The following is a 21,191-nucleotide window of genomic DNA, read 5'->3' as shown; positions in this document are numbered from 1 at the left end:
GGAACCGGCCACACGGCAGCTGCGGCAAGCGCCGCAAACCGCGGAAAGCGTAGGCACCAGCAGCCCAAAGAGCGATCTACAGCTGGAGTACTAAGAGGGTCAATCTCGATCAAGGATTCACTCAACAGCTTCCATGGCCATTATCTTTTCTCGCTCGCCGCACCCGACGTGAGCACATCCGAGAAGACGAACGAATTCGTCGATCATGTGCAGACGTTTCTGGGAAGCATCGCGGGCGCAGGTGAACGGGTCTGCACTTGGCTCCCCAACTCCGGTCCGCCGCTGCGGAAAGGATGGGAGCGGTTCGGCTTCACCTTCAGAGCGGATGGCCGGACCTGGCGGTTGAATTCTCGCTTCGCCCCGCAGCTCCCTGCCGATATCGCCCTTCTGGTACCCACCGAAACGAAAGTCTCCGACGGCCCCACAGGGCTGGTCCTCTCCGGAGAGGGGTCCAACGAGATCTCCTTCGCATGGGAGGGCAGCAATGCTCCCAGCGTCGACCCGAACCAGTCCCGGCTTCCTCTCAGCGGCCCCTACTCGGGCTGCCTGCTGGTCGGCGGAACCCTCTATTTCGCGTCGACGCTGGACAAGTACCGGGCCGGCATGCGTTTCGCGCATCCCGGTCCTGAGGGGTCGTCGATCGCCCAGGTCTACCGGTTGCTGGCGGGCACCGCGCCAACCGAGCTGCCGTACATCGCCTCGTGCGACGTGTTGGACCCCTTCAACGAGTCCGACTCCACCGCGAACGGTGTGGACGGACTGCGGAGGACGCTGTTCGCCCTCTCCGCCCCCGGGACGACGGGCCTCACCAGCTATCTGCGCACGCCACCCGGCACGACCGTATCCCTGGTCCCCCTCGGCGGTGTCGACTCCCAGAACCAGCCCGTGGCGAACGCCGCGGGGGTCGTCTTCGAACGCTCCGATCCCACGGGCAAGGACAGGGGCGCCGCCTACCTCACCTTCTCCGGCGACTGGGGGATGGAGGTCGACGGCGCCGCCGGCACCGAGCAGGAACTGCTGTGCGGCGTCTACGGCCTTGAACGCATCCGCTTCCGGGCCTACACGCCGGAGGCAGGAGCTACCTTCGACCGGTTCCGCCTGGTACCGGGCCAACCGGCGTTCGCGGAGCGGTTCCCCTACACGGACGTGTCGCTGGAGCGCCCCACCGACTCGGCGCCGCCCCTGACCGACCAGTTGCGCACCTCCTACGCCACCGTGGTCTCGGGAGACTCCCGCCCGGTCGAGTACCGGGCGCAGCCGGAGAGCGACCCGCTCTACGCATCGACGGCCACCGGTGCCTCCACCGGGGTGCTGGACTTCCTGAACGTCGGCCTTCCGCTTCCGTCGAGCCCGGGGTTCGCGATGCCGCTGACGCCTTCCGCCGGGGTGAGGGCCCGGGAGGGCGACCCGCAGTTCCCGCCCGAGGAGCTCGGCCCCTTCGAGAGTCAGATCCTCTCGGTGGTCCGCAAGGCGGCGGTGCGTCCGGCCGCGCTGGAGACCTTGCGCGCAGCGGCTCGCACCGCCGCCGCTCCGGACGCGAGGACCACGTTGACCACGGCGACGACTCCGCAGGGATTCCTGGTCAGCCTCGACGGCGCACGCTACGAGACCGTCACCATGGCCCGGACCGAGCAGCCGGACTTCTCGTTCCGCACGCCGGACGCCGAGTTGATCAGCCTGCTCCAGACCAACCAGCTCTTCGCGGTCGTCGCCAGTCCGGCGCACGTGGGCACCCTCGGCTCCGGTGGTGCAGCGGCGTTCCAGAACACCGTCGGGATCAGCGGCTGGACCATGACGGCCGACATCGGCCGGGCGTCGACCGCCAGCGACTACCGCAACGTCCTAATCCTCAAGTTCTGCGACGGCTCGCTGCGCGACCGCGTCGCCAACCCGGACATGTGGAGCGACCCCGAGGACTTCTCGCTCCTGCCCGGCCAGACCGACCGCACCACCGCGCTCACCGGGCTGTCCCAGTGGCTCACCGGGTTCATCGACCAGGCCCAGCGCGAGGCTAAGTCCGGCAACAGGCTCTACACCGAGTTCGCCCGGGTGGCCGCGGACCCGGCGTGGAAGGGTCTGCTGGTCCTGCGCGCGGACGTGGACCCGACGGGCCTGCCGGACCAACTGCGCGGCCTCGCCGCCGGGATCGACTTCGAGCAGTTCTACGCCCACCACTTCGGGGTCACCGTCACCCCGGTGACCGCACCCGGCGGCTCCGTCGGGATCTCCGGCCCCAGCAGCACCTTCGGGCTGATCGACTACCAACTCCCGCAGTTCCGCGCGTCGGTCGCCAACGGGGCCTCGCCGGACCTGCCGCTGCCCCTGCCGGTCGACGGCCCGTACGGGTTCGCCGTCCTCCAACTCCAGGCGCTGTTCCGCAACTCGGTGCTGACCGACTTCCGCAGCCGGGTGCAGCTCACCGCCAACGAGCTGTTCGGCTCCCGGGTCCTGGCGGTGTACGGGGCGACCGGGCGTGAGCCCGCCAACGCCGTCGTACTGAAGGGCACCTACCAGAACCAGGGCGGCGCCCCGGCGTACGTGATCGAGAGCAGCGCCCCCACGGTGTTCACGCTGGACGGCAACGTGCTGCCGGCGGTGGGCTTCGACCGGATCCAGTTCAACACCCTCACCCCGAAGGCGGGGACGAGCGCCGAGATCCGCAGCCGTCTCCAGGTCTGGGGCAGCCTGGCCTTCGCCGAACTCGCCGACCCGAAGGGCGAATCGTTCGACCTGTTCTCCTTCGGGCCGGTGCCGAAGGACAGCACGCCCGGGCCCAGCGCCGACGGACTGTCCTTCTCCGGCCTGCACATCGACCTCACCTCCCCGTCGGCGACGCCGAACGCCGTCACCTACGCCTTCGACGCCACGGGGCTCGCCTTCAACCTCTCCAGCAGCAAACCGCGCGGCGAGGGCCTCTTCTCGACGTTCGCCCTGCAACTGGACGGCTTCCACGTCGGCTCGGACGACCGGCGCCCGCGCGACCTGGGCTATCTCCCCGTCGCCCTGGACGCGCCGGTCGACCAGCTCAAGGGGCCCTGGTACGGGATCTCCTACAAGGTCACCATGGGCACGCCCGGCGCGCTGGTCGCCCAGGCCGGCTTCACCTCACGGCTGATGGTCGCCTGGTCGCCGCAGACCAAGTCCGGCGATCCCACCTACGCCGCCTTCGCCGGCCTGCAACTCCCCGGCGCAGCCCCGGGAGCGAAGCTGCTCAGCCTCGAAGGCGTCCTGAAGCTCTCGATCGGCCGACTCCAGCTGCTCCGCCAACCGGTGGCGGGCGGCACCAACCAGAGGGCCTTCGTCCTGAAGCTCGCGAACATCGGCCTGTCCGTCCTCGGCCTGGCCAAGCTCCCGCCCGGCGTCGCCATCAACTTCTTCCTCTTCGGCGACCCGGCGGGGACGGGAGCGCTCGGCTGGTACGCGGCGTACGTCAAGAAAGGATGACGATGACCACTCGGATCCTGTACTGGAACATCGACAAGTTCGGAGAACTGGTCGACAAACGCGGCAGGCCCAATCCGGTGAAGGACGCCGACTACATCGAGAAGGTCATGACGGCCGCTGGCCCGCAGTTCGTCGTCATTGTCGAGGTATTATCCGACGACCCGACCGGCCAAAATTCTGAATCATTTCGCGGAAGCCTCCGAGATTCGAATACCGGCCCTCAGGAATGCCTGAAGCTGCTATCCGAGATCGCCAAATACCTCGGCGCGGACTGGAAGCTTGTTCCGCCGCTCCACACCGGCCCCAGTGAAGCTGTAGCAATTTTCTACGACTCGAGAAATTGGTATTTCACCGGTCCGAACATCTGGGCCGGATCCCTCTCGGATGCGCCAGCCCAGGGGAGGGGGGCCGGGTCCTATCCGGATCAATTCTCCAAAGCGATGAGCAATCGGAAGATCCCCGGATCCTCCCATAATAATCCAAATCTGGAGGAAAATAAGTGCGCAGCCCGAGTCATCCTCCGCGACTCCGCAGGCGCACTCATCTCCGAGATCGGAGGCCCCAAGCTGCACGCCCCCTACATGGCGACGTTTATGGCAGAGAACCCCAAGGGGGGCGACTGTAAAGCAGTCTCGATCATCGCCATCCACGGTCCGGCGAGCAATCAGCCTGCCACAGGTTATCTGACCGCGCTGGCGCGGGCGAAAGAAGTCTCCGAAGACCTGCAGGGGGGCGAGGTCAGAGTTGTCCTGGGCGACTTCAACCTGAACTCTGTCGCCAATGACGGGGTAAATTTTAAGCTGAACTCCACATATCATGCACTGACCGGCGCCGGGTCGGGCTACAGCCTCCTCCTGGAGGCGAAGGGTGGAAAAGTTGTCGCCAATGAGTCCGGCGGATACCCGTCCTTCTTCGGTACCTATCTAGAAAAGACGGGGGCGGCGTCCTACTGGCCGCTCGGGGTCAATACATCAAAATATCCCGGGTATCGTTACACGGCTAGCAGCGGCAAGAATTTCAGCCTTGACAACGCCTACCTCAAGGCTAAGGGATTCGATCTGTCCAAGGCTGATCTGACGGTCTTCAATCCAATCGTGGGATCCCCGTACACGGCATACCCGAGCTCTGAGAATCCACACACGGGCTCTCGGCCTCTGACCAACCTCCTGGCCGCAAATTTCACCCCCAGGGCGGCTGTTCAAGAGACCTGCACAAGTCAGGCGCCAAAGGGGGAGCAGCCGCGCTTCGACAACGCGTACAAAAGATTCTACGAGACAAGTGACCACCTGCCGCTCGTGATCGAGTTCTAGGGGAGGATATCCATGCCCACTGACCCGCTTGCCGGGCTCTTCGACGCGTTGGAGTCCGCCAAACAGGCTGGGCGGTCGATCTCCCTCTGCGCCGCCTTCATGACGTCCTCCGGGGCAACCCCGCCCAACGACCTGGACCCGCTGTTGCGCAAGGCGTTCCGCCTCCGTGAGGGGGATGGGCTCCAGGTCGGACTGGGCTCCGCCGAGATCGGGCCGGTTGCCGGTGACACGCTGACCGTGACGGGCGCTCAGGTCTCCTTCCTCGGCCGGGATGCCGCGAAGTCGTCCGTCACCCTGCTGTTCACCCGTGGCGCCAAGGCCGTCGAGGTGCTGGTCGCCGTGGAGCTGACGGGTGGGTGGACGTTCTCGGACACCTTCACCGCCATGGTGGACCCGCCGTTCACGCTCTTCCCCTGCACCGATGCCACCCACCCCACGTTCGCCTTCACGACCCTGGCGGGGCCGTACGTCTGGCAGCCGGGCGTGGAGGTCCGGCTCAGCCGTGGCCAGAACTTCGTCGGTCAGTTCGCCGATCCGAGCGAACTCGGCCCGTATCTGGCCCTTCTGGAACTGCGATCGGAGCGGACGGTCGTGCTCGCCGGGCCGATCGAGGTGGATCGGGTGACCGAGATCGACGGCGTTCCGGAGACGGACGAGGCCGTCGTTCTCTACCCCGACATGGACCTGTCGGCGGTACGGGCCGAGCAGCCGGTGGAGCTCTTCGACGGGCTGGTGTCCGCGAAGTCCCCGGGGCTTCGGCTGCTGGTGGCGACGGAACCGGCAACATCGGAGGACGACCTCCAGGTCGATCAGGGCGTCCAGCTCTTCGTGACCCTTCAGATGGACGTCAACGGGACGCCCTACGAGCTGCGCACGCCGGTCTCCACCTGGGGGAAGACCTTCACCCTCGATCTGCTCACCCCCGAGGGCAAACCGCTCCTCTCCCTGAGCGACGCCGTGGCGATCCTGGGCCGCACGACCCAGCAGAATCCCCTGTCCCGGGTCCCTTCCCCGCTTCAGGGAGCGCTGTCCTCCGTCGGCCTGCAAGGCCTGACTCTCCGGGGCGCTCTGGAACCGCCACCGGGCAGGTTGGCGTGGGCCGAAGTCGTTCTGGGCACGAGCGGCAAGGTGCCGCTGTTCACCGATCCCTCCAACGGGCAGGCGTTCGCCCTCGACGCCTTCGCCGTCGACTGGACCGTCCTCGATCCGCTCGACGCCAAGAACCGCTCCAGCCTGGTCGCGCTGTCCGCGCGGTTCCGGCTGTGGCCGAAGGTGTTCAAGGGGATCTTCGTGGTCTCCATCGACCAGAGCCTCTCCCTCCAGGGGCGGTTCGACGGCAGTGTGACGCTGTCCGACGTCATCACCGGGGTGACCAACGGGGCGGTGCAGCCACCTGACGGGGTGAACGTCAAGGTCTCCGACATCAGGCTGGGCGTCGGCACCCCGTCGAAGAGCTACGCGCTCTCCGGGGTCGTGGACGCCGACGTCTCGTTCATCACCCTGGGCGGCAAGCCGCTGATCACCGTCGAGAACATGAACGTCCTCCTCGCCGCCGTGACCCCCAACACGTCCGGTGCCAAGTCCGGAAGCACCGCCTACCGGGCGGAGTTGAGCGGGTACCTCGCCGTCGGGCCGCTGGCCGCCGATGTCGGCATCCGCTACCAGAGCGCCGGCAAGGCCAGCCTCTGGGAGCTGCACGCCGCACTCGCGCAGTCGGTGCCGCTGGGGGAGTTGGTCGACCAGTTCTTCCGGGCCTACTCGTTGCCTGCCGAACTCCTGCCCGAAGACCTCGCCATCTCCGAGCTCGCCGTCGACGCCGCCATCCCGTCCTCCGGCAAGGGCAAGACCGCGGAGTACGTCAACGGCGCCTGGGTGGTCCCGTCCGATGCCGAGCTGTCTCCGGGAACGCCCACCGCCACCCGGTCCTCCTACCGGGTGGCCGGCGAACTGCTGTGGACGATCGCCTGGCTGGACAACGCGAAGGCCAAGGCCGCCGTCGGGCTCCAGTACGACGGGGCCACCGGATTCTCCGGCCAGGTCGTGGGCGACCTCTACCTCCCCTCCCTCGGCACGCACCTGACGGCCGGCTACCGCTTCGGCACCGCGGCACAGGACGCCGTCTTCGCGGGGGCCGTGCCGCTCCCTCCCGGCACCGGGAGCGGCGCGGACAGCAAGGTGCTCTGGATCCAGTGGGAGGGCGTCACCGGGCAGTACGACAGCACGACCGGGAAGCTGACCCTGAGCCTGGCCGGCTGGACCGTCGGCGGGCTCGTCCAGGCGCTCGTCCACACCCTCGGCGACCCGTACTTCACCCTCGACGCGCCGTGGGACATGCTGAACAAGATCTCCCTCGACGGGCTGAAGCTCACCCTCGACCTCGGCGCCAAGAAGCCCACGATCGCGGCCTCGTACACCCTCTCGGCCCCCATCGACCTGGGCTTCCTGAAGATCACCGGGCTGACCTTCCTGCGCAACGACCAGGGCAAGGTGACCCTCCAGATCGTCGGCTCCTCCACGATCGGGGACATCCAGAGCTCCCCGCTGATGAAGCCCGGCGGCCAGGACGTGACCAGCCTGCCCGCCGCCCCGGGGCAGGGCACGCAGTGGTTCGACCTGCGGCTGCTCATGCTGGGCCAGCGGGTCGGCATCAACGGCGGCTCCTTCGCCGACACCGAGGCGGTCATCAAGTCCCTGGAGGGGATCCCCGGCACCCAGGGCGATACGAACCCGGTCAAGCCCGACGACCAGACCCCGGGCCAGGTGCGGTACGACGCCGACTCCAACTGGCTGATCGCCGCGCACTTCGTGCTGCTCAAGGGCACCATCGACGCGATGCTCGTCTTCAACGACCCGAACCTGTACGGGTTCCGCCTCGCGCTCAACGGCGAGAAGGCCAAGGTGCTCGACGGGCTGGTCCTGGACGTCATGTACAAGAAGGTGACCGACGACGTCGGCGTCTACAGCCTCGACTTCACCTTCCCCAACTCCCTGCGGAACCTGGACTTCGGGGCGGTCTCCGTCACGCTGCCCGCCATCGGGGTGCGGATCTACACCAACGGCGACTTCCTCGTCGACTTCGGCTTCCCGTACCGGATGGACTTCTCGCGCTCCTTCACCCTCCAGGCGATCGTCGCCGGCATCCCGGTGATCGGCTCCGCGGGGTTCTACTTCGGCCGCCTCAGCGTGGGCGCCAAGTCGGAGCTGCCCGCCAACGCCAGGGGCACCTTCGGCACGGCCACCACCTTCGGCATCGGCCTCCAGCTCGGGGTGGGCAAGACCATCGAGAAGGGGCCGCTCAAGGCCGGGTTCAGCGTCACGGCCTTCGGCATCGTCGAGGGCATCATCGCCAGCTGGGAGCCCGAGAAGGCGCCCGCCGTCCGCTCGGCGAACTCCGCCGCCCTGCAGAGCGACTACTTCTTCCGGCTGCGCGGCACCTTCGGGCTGAGCGGGCAGCTGTACGGCGCGGTCGACTTCGGGGTCATCAAGGGCAGCGTGGACGTCTCCGTCAAGCTGTCGGCGACCATCCTGTACGAGGCGTACGCCGACATCCAGCTGTCCGCCTCGGCCTCGGTCCGCGTCGCGGTCTCGCTGCACGTCAACCTCGGCCTGTTCAGCTTCGACCTGCACTTCTCCTTCGCCGCCACCGTCACCGCCGAGCTGACCATCCACACCTCCGACCGCAATCCGCCCTGGGGCCGGTCCCTCACCAGGCCGAGGGCCACCGAGCTCCCGGCCCTCACGGCGGCACCGGTCTGGAAGACCGTGAAGCGCACGGGCGCCAAGCCGGCCCTCACCCTGTGCCCGGTCCCGCAGTACACCGTGCACGCCCCCGCGTCCGCTTCCGCGGCCAAGGACCAGCAGGGGTCGTTCGTCCTGCTGCTCGCCACCGACGCGCCCACGGCCACCGGGGACGGCAATGCCTCCGGCTCCTCGTTCCAGTCGCTCTGCGACGCCCTGCTGCCCTGGGTGATCGACGCCTACACCACCGGGACCGGCACCGAGGTGGACCTCGACACGGTGCTCAAGCAGAGCGTGACTGGCGCTCAACTCCGGTCGCTCGTCGTCGAGTTCGGCTCGAAAACGGCACCGTTCACGGCGTCGGACATCGAGCGGAAGCTGCTGGGCGCAGGCTTCACCGTGAAGATCACTGCGGCGGCCGAGAACGGCGGGCTCAGCCGGGGCGCCACCACGTTCCCCGCCTTCGCCGGCCTGACGGTGACGTTCCCCGTCAGCACCGGCACCGCCACCGTCGCCCTCGACCAGTACACCACCATCGACTCCGCCTACCGCGACCGGATGGACGCCTGGTTCGCCGAACTGGCGGCCCGGGTCGAGCAGGAGCAGAAGAGCACCGAGGCCGGGGAGGAACCCGAGGCGGGCGCCGACACCCAACCGCTCGCCCAGTACCTCTTCGAGGACTGGTTCCGGCTGGTGATCCGCCAACTGCTCCAGGCCGGTGCCGACTCGTTCGGTGACTACCGCTACCCGCTGACGCAGCAGGGCAACGGGCTCAAGGCCGTCCTGGACTGGGCGCACGGTCGCGGCAACGAGCACCTCACGGCGCTGGACGTGGCGGTGCCGAACGCCGCCGTCCCGCTCACCACCGGCAAGCGGCTCCGGATCACCGCTCTCGCCTACACCGTGCAGAACGGCGACAGCCTCACCGGCATCGCCGGCCGGTACTCCGACACCGGCTCGTCGCCGCGCTGGACGTGCGACGCGGGGGAACTGCTGCGCACCAACGCCGACCGGCACGGGCTGGTCGCGGCCGGCGCGGTGATCAGCAGCTCCGGCCGGGGCCCGTACACCACCCAACCGGGCGACTCCTTCACCTCGGTGGCGGACGCGCTGGGGCTCACCGTCCGGCAACTGGGCGACGACAAGGCCCTGTCGGCCCGGACGGACCTGCTGGCGCCGTCCGTCCCGGTCGACATCCCCACGATCACGTACACCACCGGCGCCGACGACTCCCTCCAGTCCGTCGCCCAGCGCTTCGCCACACCGCTGGCCACCCTGGTCGACGATGCGGAGAACCAGGCCGTCACCGGCCTGTTCGCCGCCTCCGCACTCCAACTGCCCGACCTGGACCGGCTGCTGCTCTCGGACGTGCTCACCGCGATCACCGCCGACGGGCAGGTGGCCCACACCGCGGGCATGGCCGCGCGCTACTCGCTGCACGGGATGCGGCTGCCCAAGCTGGACGGCCTCGCCCTGCCGAAGGACTTCCGCTACCCCGCCGACCAGAGCGACTACGGCCTCTACCAGCTCACCGGCCAGCAGTTCCCGGTGCCCGAGACGATCCCCGCGACGTACGACATCACCCTGGGCAAGGGCGCCGGCCTCGGCTGGCTCACCTTCTCCGAGGGCGCGGCCACGGTCGACCTGTCCGAACCGGCCCGTCGGCTGCGCCACGTCCGCGACTGGGCCCGGAAGAACCTCTACGACCCCGCGCCGGCCCTGGAGCTCCAGCCGGCCTCCGTCGCGGACGGCAAGCGGTACGCCGCCCAGTCGGCGACGCCCTGGTCCACCTCCGACCAGGCCGCACTCACCGCACTCACCAGCTCCGCCGCCGGCGCCCGCGCGGCCGGTGCCGCACCGCAGGCGCAGCCGCTCCTGTGGGACCTTCCGCCGAGCCTGCTGCGCCACGTCGAGCAGCGCCAGGCCGCGTTGGCGACCCGCTTCACCCCCGTGCAGGCCCTGCCCCACCTCCCGCTGTTCACCCCCGAGACGGCGACGGCCGACCCGACCACGGCGCACGCCGTCCTCGCCCCCGTCAGCGACTACGTGTACGCGACGCGGGTGCAGTTCCAGGTCAAGAAGCTCGCCCAGACCGACGGCGGGGCCCCGCAGACCCCGCAGGCCAACGACGTCCTGCCGCCCGACGACGGCAACAAGGGCGGGCCGGCCCCACTGGCCCCCTTCACCTACCAGGTGATCGGCCCCAGCCCGGCCGACGCCGCCGTGCTGGAACGGCTCCTCACCTCGCTCGGCACGGACGGCACCCGGGACACCGACCTGATCAGCGGCCTGTTCCTGCTGCTGCCGGACTCCGGCCGCGGCCGCGCCGGGCTGACCAGCCGCGGCACGCGGGAACTGCTGGCCTTCCTGACCCGCACCAACCTGACGACCGAGACCGCGCCGCCCACCCGGCTCGCCGACGACGCGACCGGGGACGAGCCCGCGCGCGGCATCCTCACCCCGCCGGCCGAGCTCGTACGGCTGCTGTGGGAGCTGTCCACGGTCCGGACCGGCGGCTACTACCTCTACTACCAGGTCCCGAAGGAGGGCGCGGGCCTGCCCGACTCCGTCTTCGACAGCAGCGGCACGGCCACACTGACCCTGGTGGTGACCTACCGTCGGGACGGCGACGGGCAGCCGGGCGACGGACGGCTCACCGGCTACGTCAACACCCTGCTGACCACGGGGGCGATCGACCCCGAGCACGCCACGCTCACCTTCGCCTCCCAGCCTTCCCCGGCCCGGGGCGCCAAGCTCGACGGCCATGAGACGCTGGCCGACCTGGCCGGGCTCTACGGCACCGACCCCGGTGTCCTGGCCCGGCTCAACGCCTCCGTGGCGCTGCCGACCGGGCTGAAGATCCCCGTCCCGGACGGCCTGCACCAAGTCTCCGCGGACGACCTCAGGAGCACGGACGTGCTGGCCGCGGTCGCGGCCCACTGGTCCGAGAACGCCTCGGAGAAGATCACCAAGGAGCAACTGGCCGCCCACAACCCCGGAGTCACCCCGTCGCTCGGCACGGCCCTGCGCATCCCGCCGATCACCCGCCTCACCGCCTCGGGCGACACCCTCCGGAAGCTCGTCGACCACTACGGGATCTCCCCCGAGGAGCTCGGCTGGGCCGCCCGGGACGTCGTGGGCGTCTTCCCGGCCACGACGCAGCCGTCGACCGACTCCGAGGAACTGACGGTCTCCCCCGTCCTGGGCAGCGGGAACACCGGCGTCAGCCTCACCAGGAACACCCCCGCCACCCCGGGCGACCTGCCGAACGACCCGACGGAGCAGCAGGTCGAGGACTTCTCCACCGCCACCCTCGGCCAGCTGTTCTCATTGCTGTCCCCGGGCGTCGAGGGCAACGCCTTCTTCACCGCGAGCCCCCAGGGGCTGCCGGCCGGGCCGGTCGACTCGTCCGACGCCCCCGGGACGCGGCACGTCCGCAGGCCGGAAGCGGCCCGCGCGCTGCTGCTGGACCTGGCGAACGCGGGGACGCAGAGCTACCGGCAGACCGTGGGATTCCGGGCCTACGCCAAGGTCAACCCCGCACCCGCCGTCGAGGCGTCCAGCGGCCTGCCGTCCAGGGCGGACAACCCGTACGCCGGGGTCGGCACCCCGGCCCAGCTGCGGCTGCGCTGGCACGACGTGTTCGGCAACCTGGCGGTCACGCCCTTCGACGCGCCGCCCGCCGGTTACTCCGGCCCGCTGGACCGCAGGCCCGACCCGCTGCACTACGAGGACCGCGTGATCGGCCTCGCCCAGTGGCCCAACGTCCGCACCGGCTACTCCTACCAGGGACAGGCCGGATCCCCCAGCCTGACGGTCGGCCTCCAGCTGATGACCGAGGCCTACGAGGAGCCGACCGCCGCGACGGACCCGCGCGCCAGGATCCTCCCCACCGGCCTGCCCGACTGGCAGCAGCGCGCCGTCAACGACCTGCGGACCTTCACCACCGTCTACTACCAGCTCAACCAGGACTACGACCGGGTGAGCGTACCGGGGCTGAGCGGCAACGCGATGACCCTGACCTGGACCAACAGCCTGCTCAGGGAACCGGAGCAGTCGCTCACCACCGCCCACGCCACCGCGCTGCGGTCCTTCGTCGCCGACTGCGTGAAGTACCTGGGCAAGCGCGCCGCCGGACAGGCCGGCGGCACGGCTCCCGGCGTCGACCTGACGTCCCCGGTGCCCGTGACGGACCTCGTCCCCGACGACATCGTCCCGCTCAGCCTGGCCCTCACCCTGGCGCGCCGGGACGAACTGGTCGACCCCGCGCTGCGGAGCACCGCCGTCCACGCGGACACCACGGCGATCATGCCGGCGGCGGGCGCCGACGACCGCACGGAGGTCTCGCTGCAGTCGTTCGCCACGGCCATGGAGGCGGCGTTCCGCACCGACGACTGGCAGTTCCGCGTGGGCACCTCGGCCGCGGCCACCGGACCGGGCCCGGGCGACGACGCCACGCTCTGGGCCGTCCGGATGGCCCTCAAACCGGGCAAGGGCCTCGGCTACACCATCGGGCGGACCCCGGGCTTCTACGCCCCGAAGCCGCTCGCCACGGCGCTGCGGGACGGCACCGCCACGGTCGGCCGGTACAGCACCGGGCAGGAGTTCAAGCCCCGGTCCCAGTCCCTCGCCTTCACCGGCATCGACCTCAACACGTGGGCCCGGCAGGCACTCACCGCGATCGACGCCTTCCTCACCCCCACCTTCACCTCCCCGGCACGCATCGTCGACCAGCTCACCGCCACCGATCCGGAGGACAACGGCGCGCTACCGCAGATCCTCCAGCAGAAGAAGCGCCTCGCGGCGGCGATCGCCGCCACCGTCTCCCCGGTCCTGAAGGACAGCCCGGACGACGGCACCACCCTGGCCGCGGCCTCCGACAAGATGGAGCAGGCGCTCCTCGACCACCTCGGAGCGGCCTACACGGTCAGCGCCGTCACCGTTCTGCCCGTCACCGACGCCCGGGTACGGGAGCCGCTGCCCGCGGGCGTCACCGCCCCCCGCTTCTACGGGCAGGTGCGGCGCGATCCGGCGAAGAGGAGCGCGGAGGTCCAGGACTTCGCGCTGTCGACCGCCAAGATCCCGCTCACCCCGCAGAACGGGACCGGGACCAGCCGGCTGGCCTTCCTCTTCGAATCCAGGAACGCCACCGCCCGGACCCACGTCCGGCTCGACGTGCAGTACCCGGTGACCCACCTGGAACACGACATCAGGAGCGTGCCGGGCATCGAGGACTACCGGAGCAGCCGCTGGATCACCTGGGTGACCGGCCCCGTGACGACCCCGCTCGGCACGATCGACTTCCCGGTGGTCCTGCGCGAACTGCCGCAGCCGCCCTCGGTGACCGACCAGAGCGCCCTGCCCACCCGTCGCACCGCCGACGGATTCCCGCAGGAGAGCGGCACGCTGACGCCGAAGGACCTGACCGAGTGGGACTACGCCTTCGACTACCGCTACGACAGCGCGGCCCAGGACCTGGTCCATGCCCATGTGGTCTTCAACACCGGGAGCCAGGCCAGGGCCCTGCGCGGCGACGCCGAGGCCGCCCTGTTCACCGCCCTGGCCCAGTTCACCGCCGTCCATCCGGCCGTCGCCGCCGACCTGGAGACCCACCTGCGCCCGGTCGACGCCGCCGCCAAGGCCTCCGACACCGGTGTGGTCGACGGGAAGTTCGCGCTAGCCGCCCTCGTGCGGATCACCACCGATCTGGCGGACGCCTACGCGGCCTGGGCCGGGGCCGGGCCGGCGGCCGGTGCCGGAAAGGCCGGTCCGCAGCTCATCGAGTACGACTTCCGGCTCGGGCTGAGCGACGACGCGGGCAGCGCCCGGGTGGACGTCTACTGCGACAAGGCGAAGGTCCCGGAGCCGCAGGTCCGGATCGCCCCGGAGACCTACGCCGCCCAGCGGGTGACGCCGCCCTCGGATGCCCAGTACGCCTGGGAGTTCACCGACAAGGACGCCGTCAAGCTCCGCTACGCCGACGCGCCGGCCGAGCGTACCGTCGGCTTCTCCGGGCTGGGGGTCTTCGGCCACCAGGACGGCCACGCCTCGGTCAAGGTGGTCCGCAACGAACACCTGGTGCCGGCGAAGGCGACCGCCGACGGCTTCGTGTTCACCACTCCCACGGTGGCCTTCGCCGTCCCGGTGGTGCCGTTGCTCGCCCATGCCTCGTACGACCTCGGGTCGCTGAAGGTCACGGACAAGACCGTCAAGGGCTACCTCACGGAGTTCGTCCGGCAGTTGCTGGCCGACACCGGGAACCTCGCGGTGGCGGTGAAGCTCTCCGCGGCGTACGCCTTCAGCCTGCAGAAGGCGATCAAGGAGCTGCCGCTCACGGTGCTGCCGATCAGCCTGCTGCCGCTCACCGTGACCGGTTCCTCGGGCGCCGCGGCCTGGATCGGCCAAGTGGCCGAGAGCGTCGAGGACTTCCGCGCCGCGTACCGGCCGGTGAGCGACGAGAGCGCGCGGGTCACCTTCCGGTTGGAGGTCTTCGCCGCGGGGGAGGCGCAGCACACCATGCCGCTGCTGACGATCCGCGAGCTCTTCGTCATGGTGAGCCAGCTGAAGCAGGGCTGAAACGGCTGTGGGCCGGCTCGGGCCCACCGCTTCCCAAAGTGGTTTCACTTTCAACTATGATGGTGTGGTGACCTGCCGGCCACGAGTGATTCGTCGATCCGTAGATTTGTAGGTCCGCCGATCCGCCGATCCACCGATCTGTCAGAGGAGTTCCCGTGAGTGACGTGACCACCGATGCGACTGCGGCCCCGGTGCGCCAGCGGGTGTTCATCGACAAGCAGAGTCCTGAGGCCTACCGTGCGCTGCGCGCGACCGCCGAGGCGGCCCGGGCGGGTGCGGCGGAGGCCGGGCTGGACCGCAGGCTCGTGGAGCTGGTCAACCTGCGGGTGTCCCAGATCAACGGCTGCGCCTACTGCCTCAACGTGCACACCCGGGCCGCCCTTCAGGCCGGCGACACCGCGCAGCGCCTGGGCACGCTCCCGGCCTGGCGCGACACCGAGTTGTTCACGCCGCAGGAACGCGCCGCCCTCGCCCTGGCCGAGGCGACCACCGACCCGTCGGACGCCGTCGCCCAGGAAGCCGCCTACGCCGCCGCCCGCCAGACCCTGACCGACGACCAGATCTCCGCGGTCATCTGGGTGGCGATCGCCATCAACGCCTTCAACCGCGTGTCCATCCTGAGCAAGCACCCGGTGCGCCCGATCCCGGCGCAGTGACGGCGCAGTGGTGGTGTAGTGGCGGTGCCGCGCGGGATCCGCGTGACCCCGGTCCCGTCCCCGTGCGGCAGCCCTCAGCCGGCCTCGGTGATCAGGGCGCGGATCGCCGTGGCCACGGGGGCCGGCCGTTCCTGCATGGCGACGTGGCCGACGCCGGGCAGGGTGAGGAGCCGGGCGTCGCGAAAGGCCGCGTAGGCCCGGGACGCCGTACGGAAGGGGACGAGGGCGTCGTCCCGGCCGTACACGAGCAGGGTGGGGGCGGTGACGCGGCGCGCCAGGTGCCAGGCCGAGGCCTCGCCCCGGCGCAGGAGCGCGCGGACCACCGCGCGCACCCCCTCGGCCAGCATGTCCTGCGCGTACGGCAGTTCGGCGCGGCGTCGGCGCTCGCGCGCTTCCACCGCCCGCTGCTCGGCGCCGACGAGGGCGGGGTCGGCGTAGATCAGGCGGTAGAGGTCGTCCAGTTGGCGGTCGGGGCTCTGGGCGGCCAGGAGGCGGGAGTGCAGCCGCGGGGCGCCCGGCAGGCCGAGCAGGGCCACCCGCAGGGCCGGTGCGGGTGGGAACGTCGGCAGCACGGGCGAGATGAGCGTCAAGGTGCCGACCAGATCGGGCCGTTGGGCGGCGAGGCGCAGGGCGATCAGGCCGCCGAGGGAGTTGCCGACCAGGTGCACGCGGCGGTGCCCGCCCCGGTCGAGGTGGCCGGCCACGGCCGCGGCCTGGCGTTCGACGGTGACCTCGCCGTCGGGCGGGGGCGCCGACCTCCCGAAGCCCGGGAGGTCGAGGGCCAGGCAGTGCGCGGAGGTGCGCAGCAGGTCGATCAGGTGGGCCCAGTTGTGGGTCCAGCCGCCCAGCCCGTGCAGGAACACGGCGGTGCCGGCGGCCGGAGCGGCGCTGCGGACGTACTCGGCGGCGAGGGGGTGATACATGATGGTCGGTTCCTTCGGAGTGGTTCCGTCGGTCGTCGTTTCCTGACAGCCTGCTCAGCGCCGTAGGGTCCCGGCCGCTTCCGTGCGGGCGAACCGGTAGTGCTCGACGAGCCGGTCGCCGACCGTCTCCCAGCTGCGTTCCGTCGCCGCGGCACGGCCCGCCCGACCGAACGCCGCCCGCAGTTCGCCGCTGCGGGCGAGACTCTCGACGGCCTCCCGGAACCCGCCCCCCGCACCGGGCGGGACGAGGAATCCGGTGTGCCCCGGGCGTACGAGGTCGAGCGGTCCGCCGGCCGCCGGGGCGACGACGGGCAGTCCGCTCGCCATGGCCTCCTGGAGGGTCTGGCCGAAGGTCTCGAACGGCCCCGCGTGGACGAAGGCGTCGAACGAGGCGTAGAGCCGGGCGAGTTCGTGCCCGGACCGGCGGCCCAGGAAGACCGCGTCCGGGAGCACGGCCTCCAGCCGGGCACGGGACGGACCGTCGCCGACGACCACCAGCCGCACGCCCGGGATCCGGGACACCTCCGCCAGCCGGTCGACCTGCTTCTCCGGTGCCAGACGTCCGACGTACCCGACCAGGACTTCTCCGTGGCGGCCGAGGCGGCGGCGCAGGGTCTCGTCGCGATGGCCGGGGTGGAACCGCGCGCAGTCGACGCCGCGCGGCCACAGGTGGACCCTGGGGATGCCGTGCGCCACCAGGGCGCGCAGCGAAGCCCGCGACGGGGCCAGCGTCCGCGCGGCCCCGGCGTGCACCCGCCGCAGCCGCCACCAGGCCAGCCGGGGCCCGGCCGCGCCCAGCACCGGCAGGTAGGTCCTGGCGTAGGAGGCCAGATCGGTCTGGTAGACGGCCACGGAGGGGATCCCCGCCCGGTCGGCCGCCGCTGCGCCGACCGCCCCGAGCGCGAACGGGCTGGCCAGGTGGACCACGTGCGGGCGGTGCCGCTCGATGGCATCGGCCACCCCGCGCCCCGGGAGCGCGATCCGCACCTCCGGATACCCGGGCAGCGGCACCGACGGGACGCGGACCACCTCGTAGCCGTACGCCCGCTCCCGGCGCCCGCCCGCGTACCGTCGCGCGGCCTGCTCCGCCGGTACCGCCGGAGCCACCACCACCGGGGTGTGGCCCCGGGCGACGAGGTGCTCGGCGGTCCTGAGGACGCTGTGGGCGACACCGTTGAGCTGTGGGGCGAAGGACTCGGAGACGATCAGGACGCGGAGCCGTTCGCCGCCGGGGGCCGGGCCGTCCGCGGTGCGCGCCGCCGGCCCGTGCAGGACTCCGCTCACCGCGCCGCCGCCCCCGCTTCCGATGCGGCCTGTGGTTCCGGAACGGCCTGTGGTTCCGGTGCGGTCGGCTGGGTCGGCTGGGTCGGCTGGGTCGGCTGCCGAGGGTCGGCGGGGACGGAGCGGCCGACCGCCCGCAGGTCCCGCAGGATCTCCCGGAAGGAGGCGACCAGGCCAGCCTCGCAGTACGGTACGCCGAGCTCGGCGCAGTAGTCGCGCACGAGGCGCGAGGCGGGGCGCAGCGCCGCCACCGGCATGGCCGGGAAGAGGTGGTGCTCGATCTGGTAGCCGAGGCCGCCGAAGACGAAGTGGACGAACCGGCCGGCCCGCAGGTTGCGGGACGGCAGCACCTGCCGGCGGAGGTAGTCGGCACGCTCCGCGTCCGGGCCGATCATCGCCATGCCCTTGTGGTTGGGCGCGAAGATGCACCCCAGGTACACGCCGAGGACCGCCCCGAACAGCACGGCGAAGGCCAGCGCCTGGAGCGGTGCGAGCACGACGGCCAGGAGGGCCGTCGCCAGGACGTAGTGCAGCGCGGCGAGGGTGCGCTCCAAGGCCGGGTACCGGACCGTGCCGCGGGTCAGGGTCAGGCAGGTGGCGACGAGGAGCCCGAGCGCCTGCAGGGACAGCAGCGGGAAGAACAGCTCCGCCTGGTACCTGGCCACGATCCGCCTCAACCCCCGTGTCCGGTCCGCCTGTTCGGTGGTCCTGGCGAAGAGGAGGGAATCGGCGGCCGGGTCGTGGCCCTCGCGGTTCGGGTGCGCGTGGTGCCGGTTGTGGTCGCTCACCCACCACCCGTAGCTCATGCCGACCACGAGGTTGCCCAGCACGATGCCCGCCAGGTCGGTCGTCCGCCGGCCGGCGAACACCGCGTGGTGGGCGACGTCGTGCCCGAGCAGCGCCAACTGGCCGAGCACGAGCGCGAACAGGGGCGCGAGGCCCAGCTGCCACCAGCTCGCGCCGAGCACGACGAACCACACCAGGAGCAGCGCCAGGGCGGTGAACAGCCCGGCGCTGCGGCCCGCGTAGTACAGGGGCCGCCTGCGCAGCAGACCGGCGTCGCAGACGCGCCGGTGCAGCTCGGCGAAGTCGCCGCGCCGGGTGGCCCCGGTGGGCGGGGTGTCCTGAACGGTCATGCCACCATCTCGGTCTCGGGTTGCTCCGGCTGGCCGTGGCAGCCGTGCCGCGAGGCCCCGGGCCGGGTGGCGCCAGCCTTCCCTATCCGAACCGCCGTTGTCCCGGTGCTGCGCCGTGTCCCGGGTGGAGGTGGCTCGATCGGGTGGGTGGCGAGCCCGGCGGCTCCGTCGTGCGTGTGAAGGCCGGTTGTCCGTTCGCTTTCCCGTGCGTTCGGTGGGTGTTGTTCGTCTTGTTCGTCTTGTTCGTCAGCCCTCCTCCCGTTACCGGATCGTCTTCTCGACGATCGTGTGGTCGGGGAAGAGACCGCTGCGGGCCCCGTTCCAGTTGACGTCGATGCTGAACTCGTTGACGGTGGCGTTGATCGCGGGGTGTCCGTCGACGGCGCCAGGGCGCCGGCGGGCTGGTGCCACCCGTCCCGGGTGTCGCCGCCGGTGGAGGAGGTGTTGATCCAGACGTAGCCGTCGGCCCCGATGCGGGCGAGCATCTGCCGGCGCTGGTTCGCGTACTGGGGGTCGCCCGGGGCGACGGTGTAGTCCTGGTACGCCATCCGTGCGGCCGACACCCCGGAGATGCCGTCGGCTGGCCGGGCCGGCCGCGACGGCGCTGATCGCCTTCCTGGTGTTCGCGTTCGTCACCCAGCTCACCGCGATGCACGGCGAGAACGCCGGGACCCCGTTCCTCTTCATGGTGCCGCTGGCCGTCATCGCCTGGAACCGGCGCGCCGAGACGGCCGAGCTGCTCGGCCGCCGACGCTGACCAGGCGCTCGGAGAGGGCAGCATCCCCGACCCCGTCTTCGCCGGCTCCTCGGCCCGCGTGCGGGCCGAGGAGCCGGCGCGACCAACGCGCCCGCAACCCGAAGTTGCCGCCATGACGCGCACCCTTGTCGCAGACCCCCACGCACGCGTCGGCGAGACGGTCACTGTCTACGGCTGGGTGAACGTGCTCCGGCTGCAGCGTCGCACCGGGTGGTCGATCCGGGAAGCGACGTTCCTGTTCCGGGGGCCGCACCGGCTGGAGCCGTAGGCCTGTCTTCCGGATCGGTGTCCATCGGGCGTCTACTTCGACGTCGTCGGGGCACTAATCGCCACGCTGACATGGGTGTTGACCGATCGTCTGCCACCGTCCACGACCGTTGTCGGAGTCCGGTCACGGACACCGGCGCCCACCGGTTCGGGGCGCCGGCAGACGATCCAGGAGGACTCCCATGTCCGCAATCCCCTTCCGCACCCGCGCCGCGGCCGTCGCGGCCCTGGCGATGGCCGTCGCGCTGCCCCTCGCGGGCTCGGCCACCGCGTCGGCGGCGGTGCCGACCGGCGCCCAGCAGGTACAGAGCTCGATCCAGTCCGGGGACTCGCCCACGAGCTGGGCGACCAAGAACGGCGGCTACGTCCAGATCAACTGGAACCCGCCCTTCAACGTCGGCAAGTACGACTGGGTCGGCCTCTACAAGCAGGACCCCGGCGTCATCGGCCTCAACAGCTACGTGGACTGGCAGTGGGCCTACGGGCACGGCACCTCGTACCTGTCCAAGATCCCGGCGGTCAGCGGGGACTACTGGACCGCCTACGTCTCCTACGACTACTCCTCGGGCCAGTACCGCATCGTCTCCTCCTCCCACGACAAGATCGACTGAGTCATGACCGTGCTCACCAGGGCGGCGGCCACGGCCCTCGCGCTGCTGTGCGTGCTGCCGGTCCAGGCCGCCTCGGCGGCCGGGCCGGCGGTCCCTGCGGCGGTCCCTGCGGCGGTCCCTGCGGCGGCCGCAGCGGCCGCCGCCTCGTCCACGCCGGGCACCTGGGCCGCCGCCATCCACGTCAAGGAGACCCAGCTCGTGACGATCGGCTGGGACTACGGCGGCAACCCGGTCGGCAAGTACGACTGGGTCGGGCTGTACTCCTGCGACCCGCAGGAGTGCGGCGTGAACAGGTACGTCTCGGGCGCCTGGCAGTGGGCCTCGTCCGGCACCTCGTACACCTTCACCCGGGCGCTCAGCGACTCGCTCATCGGCACGTACTGGACGGGCTACGTCTCCTACGACTACGCGTCCGGCCAGTACCGCCTGCTGTCCTCGCACATGAACCTGCTCGCCTGAGCAAGGGCCCGCACCCCCGCACGTGACATCCAT

At 70.8% G+C, this 21,191-nt stretch carries 11 protein-coding genes; 7 read left to right on the top strand and 4 right to left on the bottom strand.

Annotated features, from left to right (window positions below; all coding sequences use genetic code 11):
• The first annotated feature begins 603 nt into the window (after nt 1-603).
• The 4 genes from ACIPLC_RS33405 to ACIPLC_RS33390 all read left to right on the top strand — a co-directional run bounded on the left by ACIPLC_RS33405 (nt 604) and on the right by ACIPLC_RS33390 (nt 15,724).
• Nucleotides 604-3,444 (top strand): hypothetical protein, encoded by a 2,841-nt coding sequence (locus ACIPLC_RS33405; RefSeq protein WP_400476785.1) that lies wholly within the window; start codon nt 604-606, stop codon nt 3,442-3,444.
• A gap of 2 nt (nt 3,445-3,446) precedes the next feature.
• Nucleotides 3,447-4,754 (top strand): hypothetical protein, encoded by a 1,308-nt coding sequence (locus ACIPLC_RS33400; protein WP_400476784.1) that lies wholly within the window; start codon nt 3,447-3,449, stop codon nt 4,752-4,754.
• A 12-nt stretch (nt 4,755-4,766) separates the two neighbouring features.
• A complete protein-coding gene (locus ACIPLC_RS33395) occupies nt 4,767-15,068 on the top strand; it encodes a LysM peptidoglycan-binding domain-containing protein (RefSeq protein ID WP_400476783.1) in 10,302 nt (3,433 codons plus the stop codon).
• Nucleotides 15,069-15,223: 155 nt separating this feature from the next.
• Nucleotides 15,224-15,724, top strand: coding sequence for a carboxymuconolactone decarboxylase family protein (locus ACIPLC_RS33390; protein WP_400476782.1), 501 nt, complete (start codon nt 15,224-15,226; stop codon nt 15,722-15,724).
• 74 nt (nt 15,725-15,798) lie between these two features.
• Here the strand turns inward: ACIPLC_RS33390 and ACIPLC_RS33385 are convergent, their stop codons facing one another.
• From ACIPLC_RS33385 to ACIPLC_RS33370, 4 genes are all read right to left on the bottom strand, one after another.
• Nucleotides 15,799-16,647: an alpha/beta fold hydrolase gene (locus tag ACIPLC_RS33385; protein ID WP_400476781.1), complete on the bottom strand. Its 849-nt coding sequence runs from the start codon at nt 16,645-16,647 to the stop codon at nt 15,799-15,801.
• 54 nt (nt 16,648-16,701) lie between these two features.
• Nucleotides 16,702-17,856 (bottom strand): glycosyltransferase family 4 protein, encoded by a 1,155-nt coding sequence (locus ACIPLC_RS33380; protein ID WP_400476786.1) that lies wholly within the window; start codon nt 17,854-17,856, stop codon nt 16,702-16,704.
• Nucleotides 17,857-17,927: 71 nt separating this feature from the next.
• Nucleotides 17,928-19,064 (bottom strand): fatty acid desaturase family protein, encoded by a 1,137-nt coding sequence (locus ACIPLC_RS33375; protein WP_400476780.1) that lies wholly within the window; start codon nt 19,062-19,064, stop codon nt 17,928-17,930.
• A 261-nt stretch (nt 19,065-19,325) separates the two neighbouring features.
• A complete protein-coding gene (locus ACIPLC_RS33370) occupies nt 19,326-19,475 on the bottom strand; it encodes a hypothetical protein (RefSeq protein ID WP_400476779.1) in 150 nt (49 codons plus the stop codon).
• Between the two features lie 139 nt (nt 19,476-19,614).
• On the opposite strand from ACIPLC_RS33370, the gene ACIPLC_RS33365 reads away from it, so the two are divergent.
• The 3 genes from ACIPLC_RS33365 (at nt 19,615) to ACIPLC_RS33355 (ending at nt 21,158) form a co-directional block, all read left to right on the top strand.
• Nucleotides 19,615-19,821 (top strand): hypothetical protein, encoded by a 207-nt coding sequence (locus ACIPLC_RS33365; RefSeq protein ID WP_400476778.1) that lies wholly within the window; start codon nt 19,615-19,617, stop codon nt 19,819-19,821.
• A gap of 449 nt (nt 19,822-20,270) precedes the next feature.
• Complete coding sequence (locus ACIPLC_RS33360; protein ID WP_400476777.1) at nt 20,271-20,699, top strand: hypothetical protein; 429 nt, start codon at nt 20,271-20,273, stop codon at nt 20,697-20,699.
• A 3-nt stretch (nt 20,700-20,702) separates the two neighbouring features.
• Nucleotides 20,703-21,158 (top strand): hypothetical protein, encoded by a 456-nt coding sequence (locus ACIPLC_RS33355; RefSeq protein ID WP_400476776.1) that lies wholly within the window; start codon nt 20,703-20,705, stop codon nt 21,156-21,158.
• Nucleotides 21,159-21,191 lie beyond the last annotated feature (33 nt).

Origin of the sequence: Kitasatospora sp. NPDC086801, from assembly GCF_044745805.1 — a bacterium.
In the GTDB taxonomy this organism is placed as follows: Bacteria; Actinomycetota; Actinomycetes; order Streptomycetales; family Streptomycetaceae; genus Kitasatospora.
This window is presented reverse-complemented; position numbering and strand designations above follow the sequence as displayed.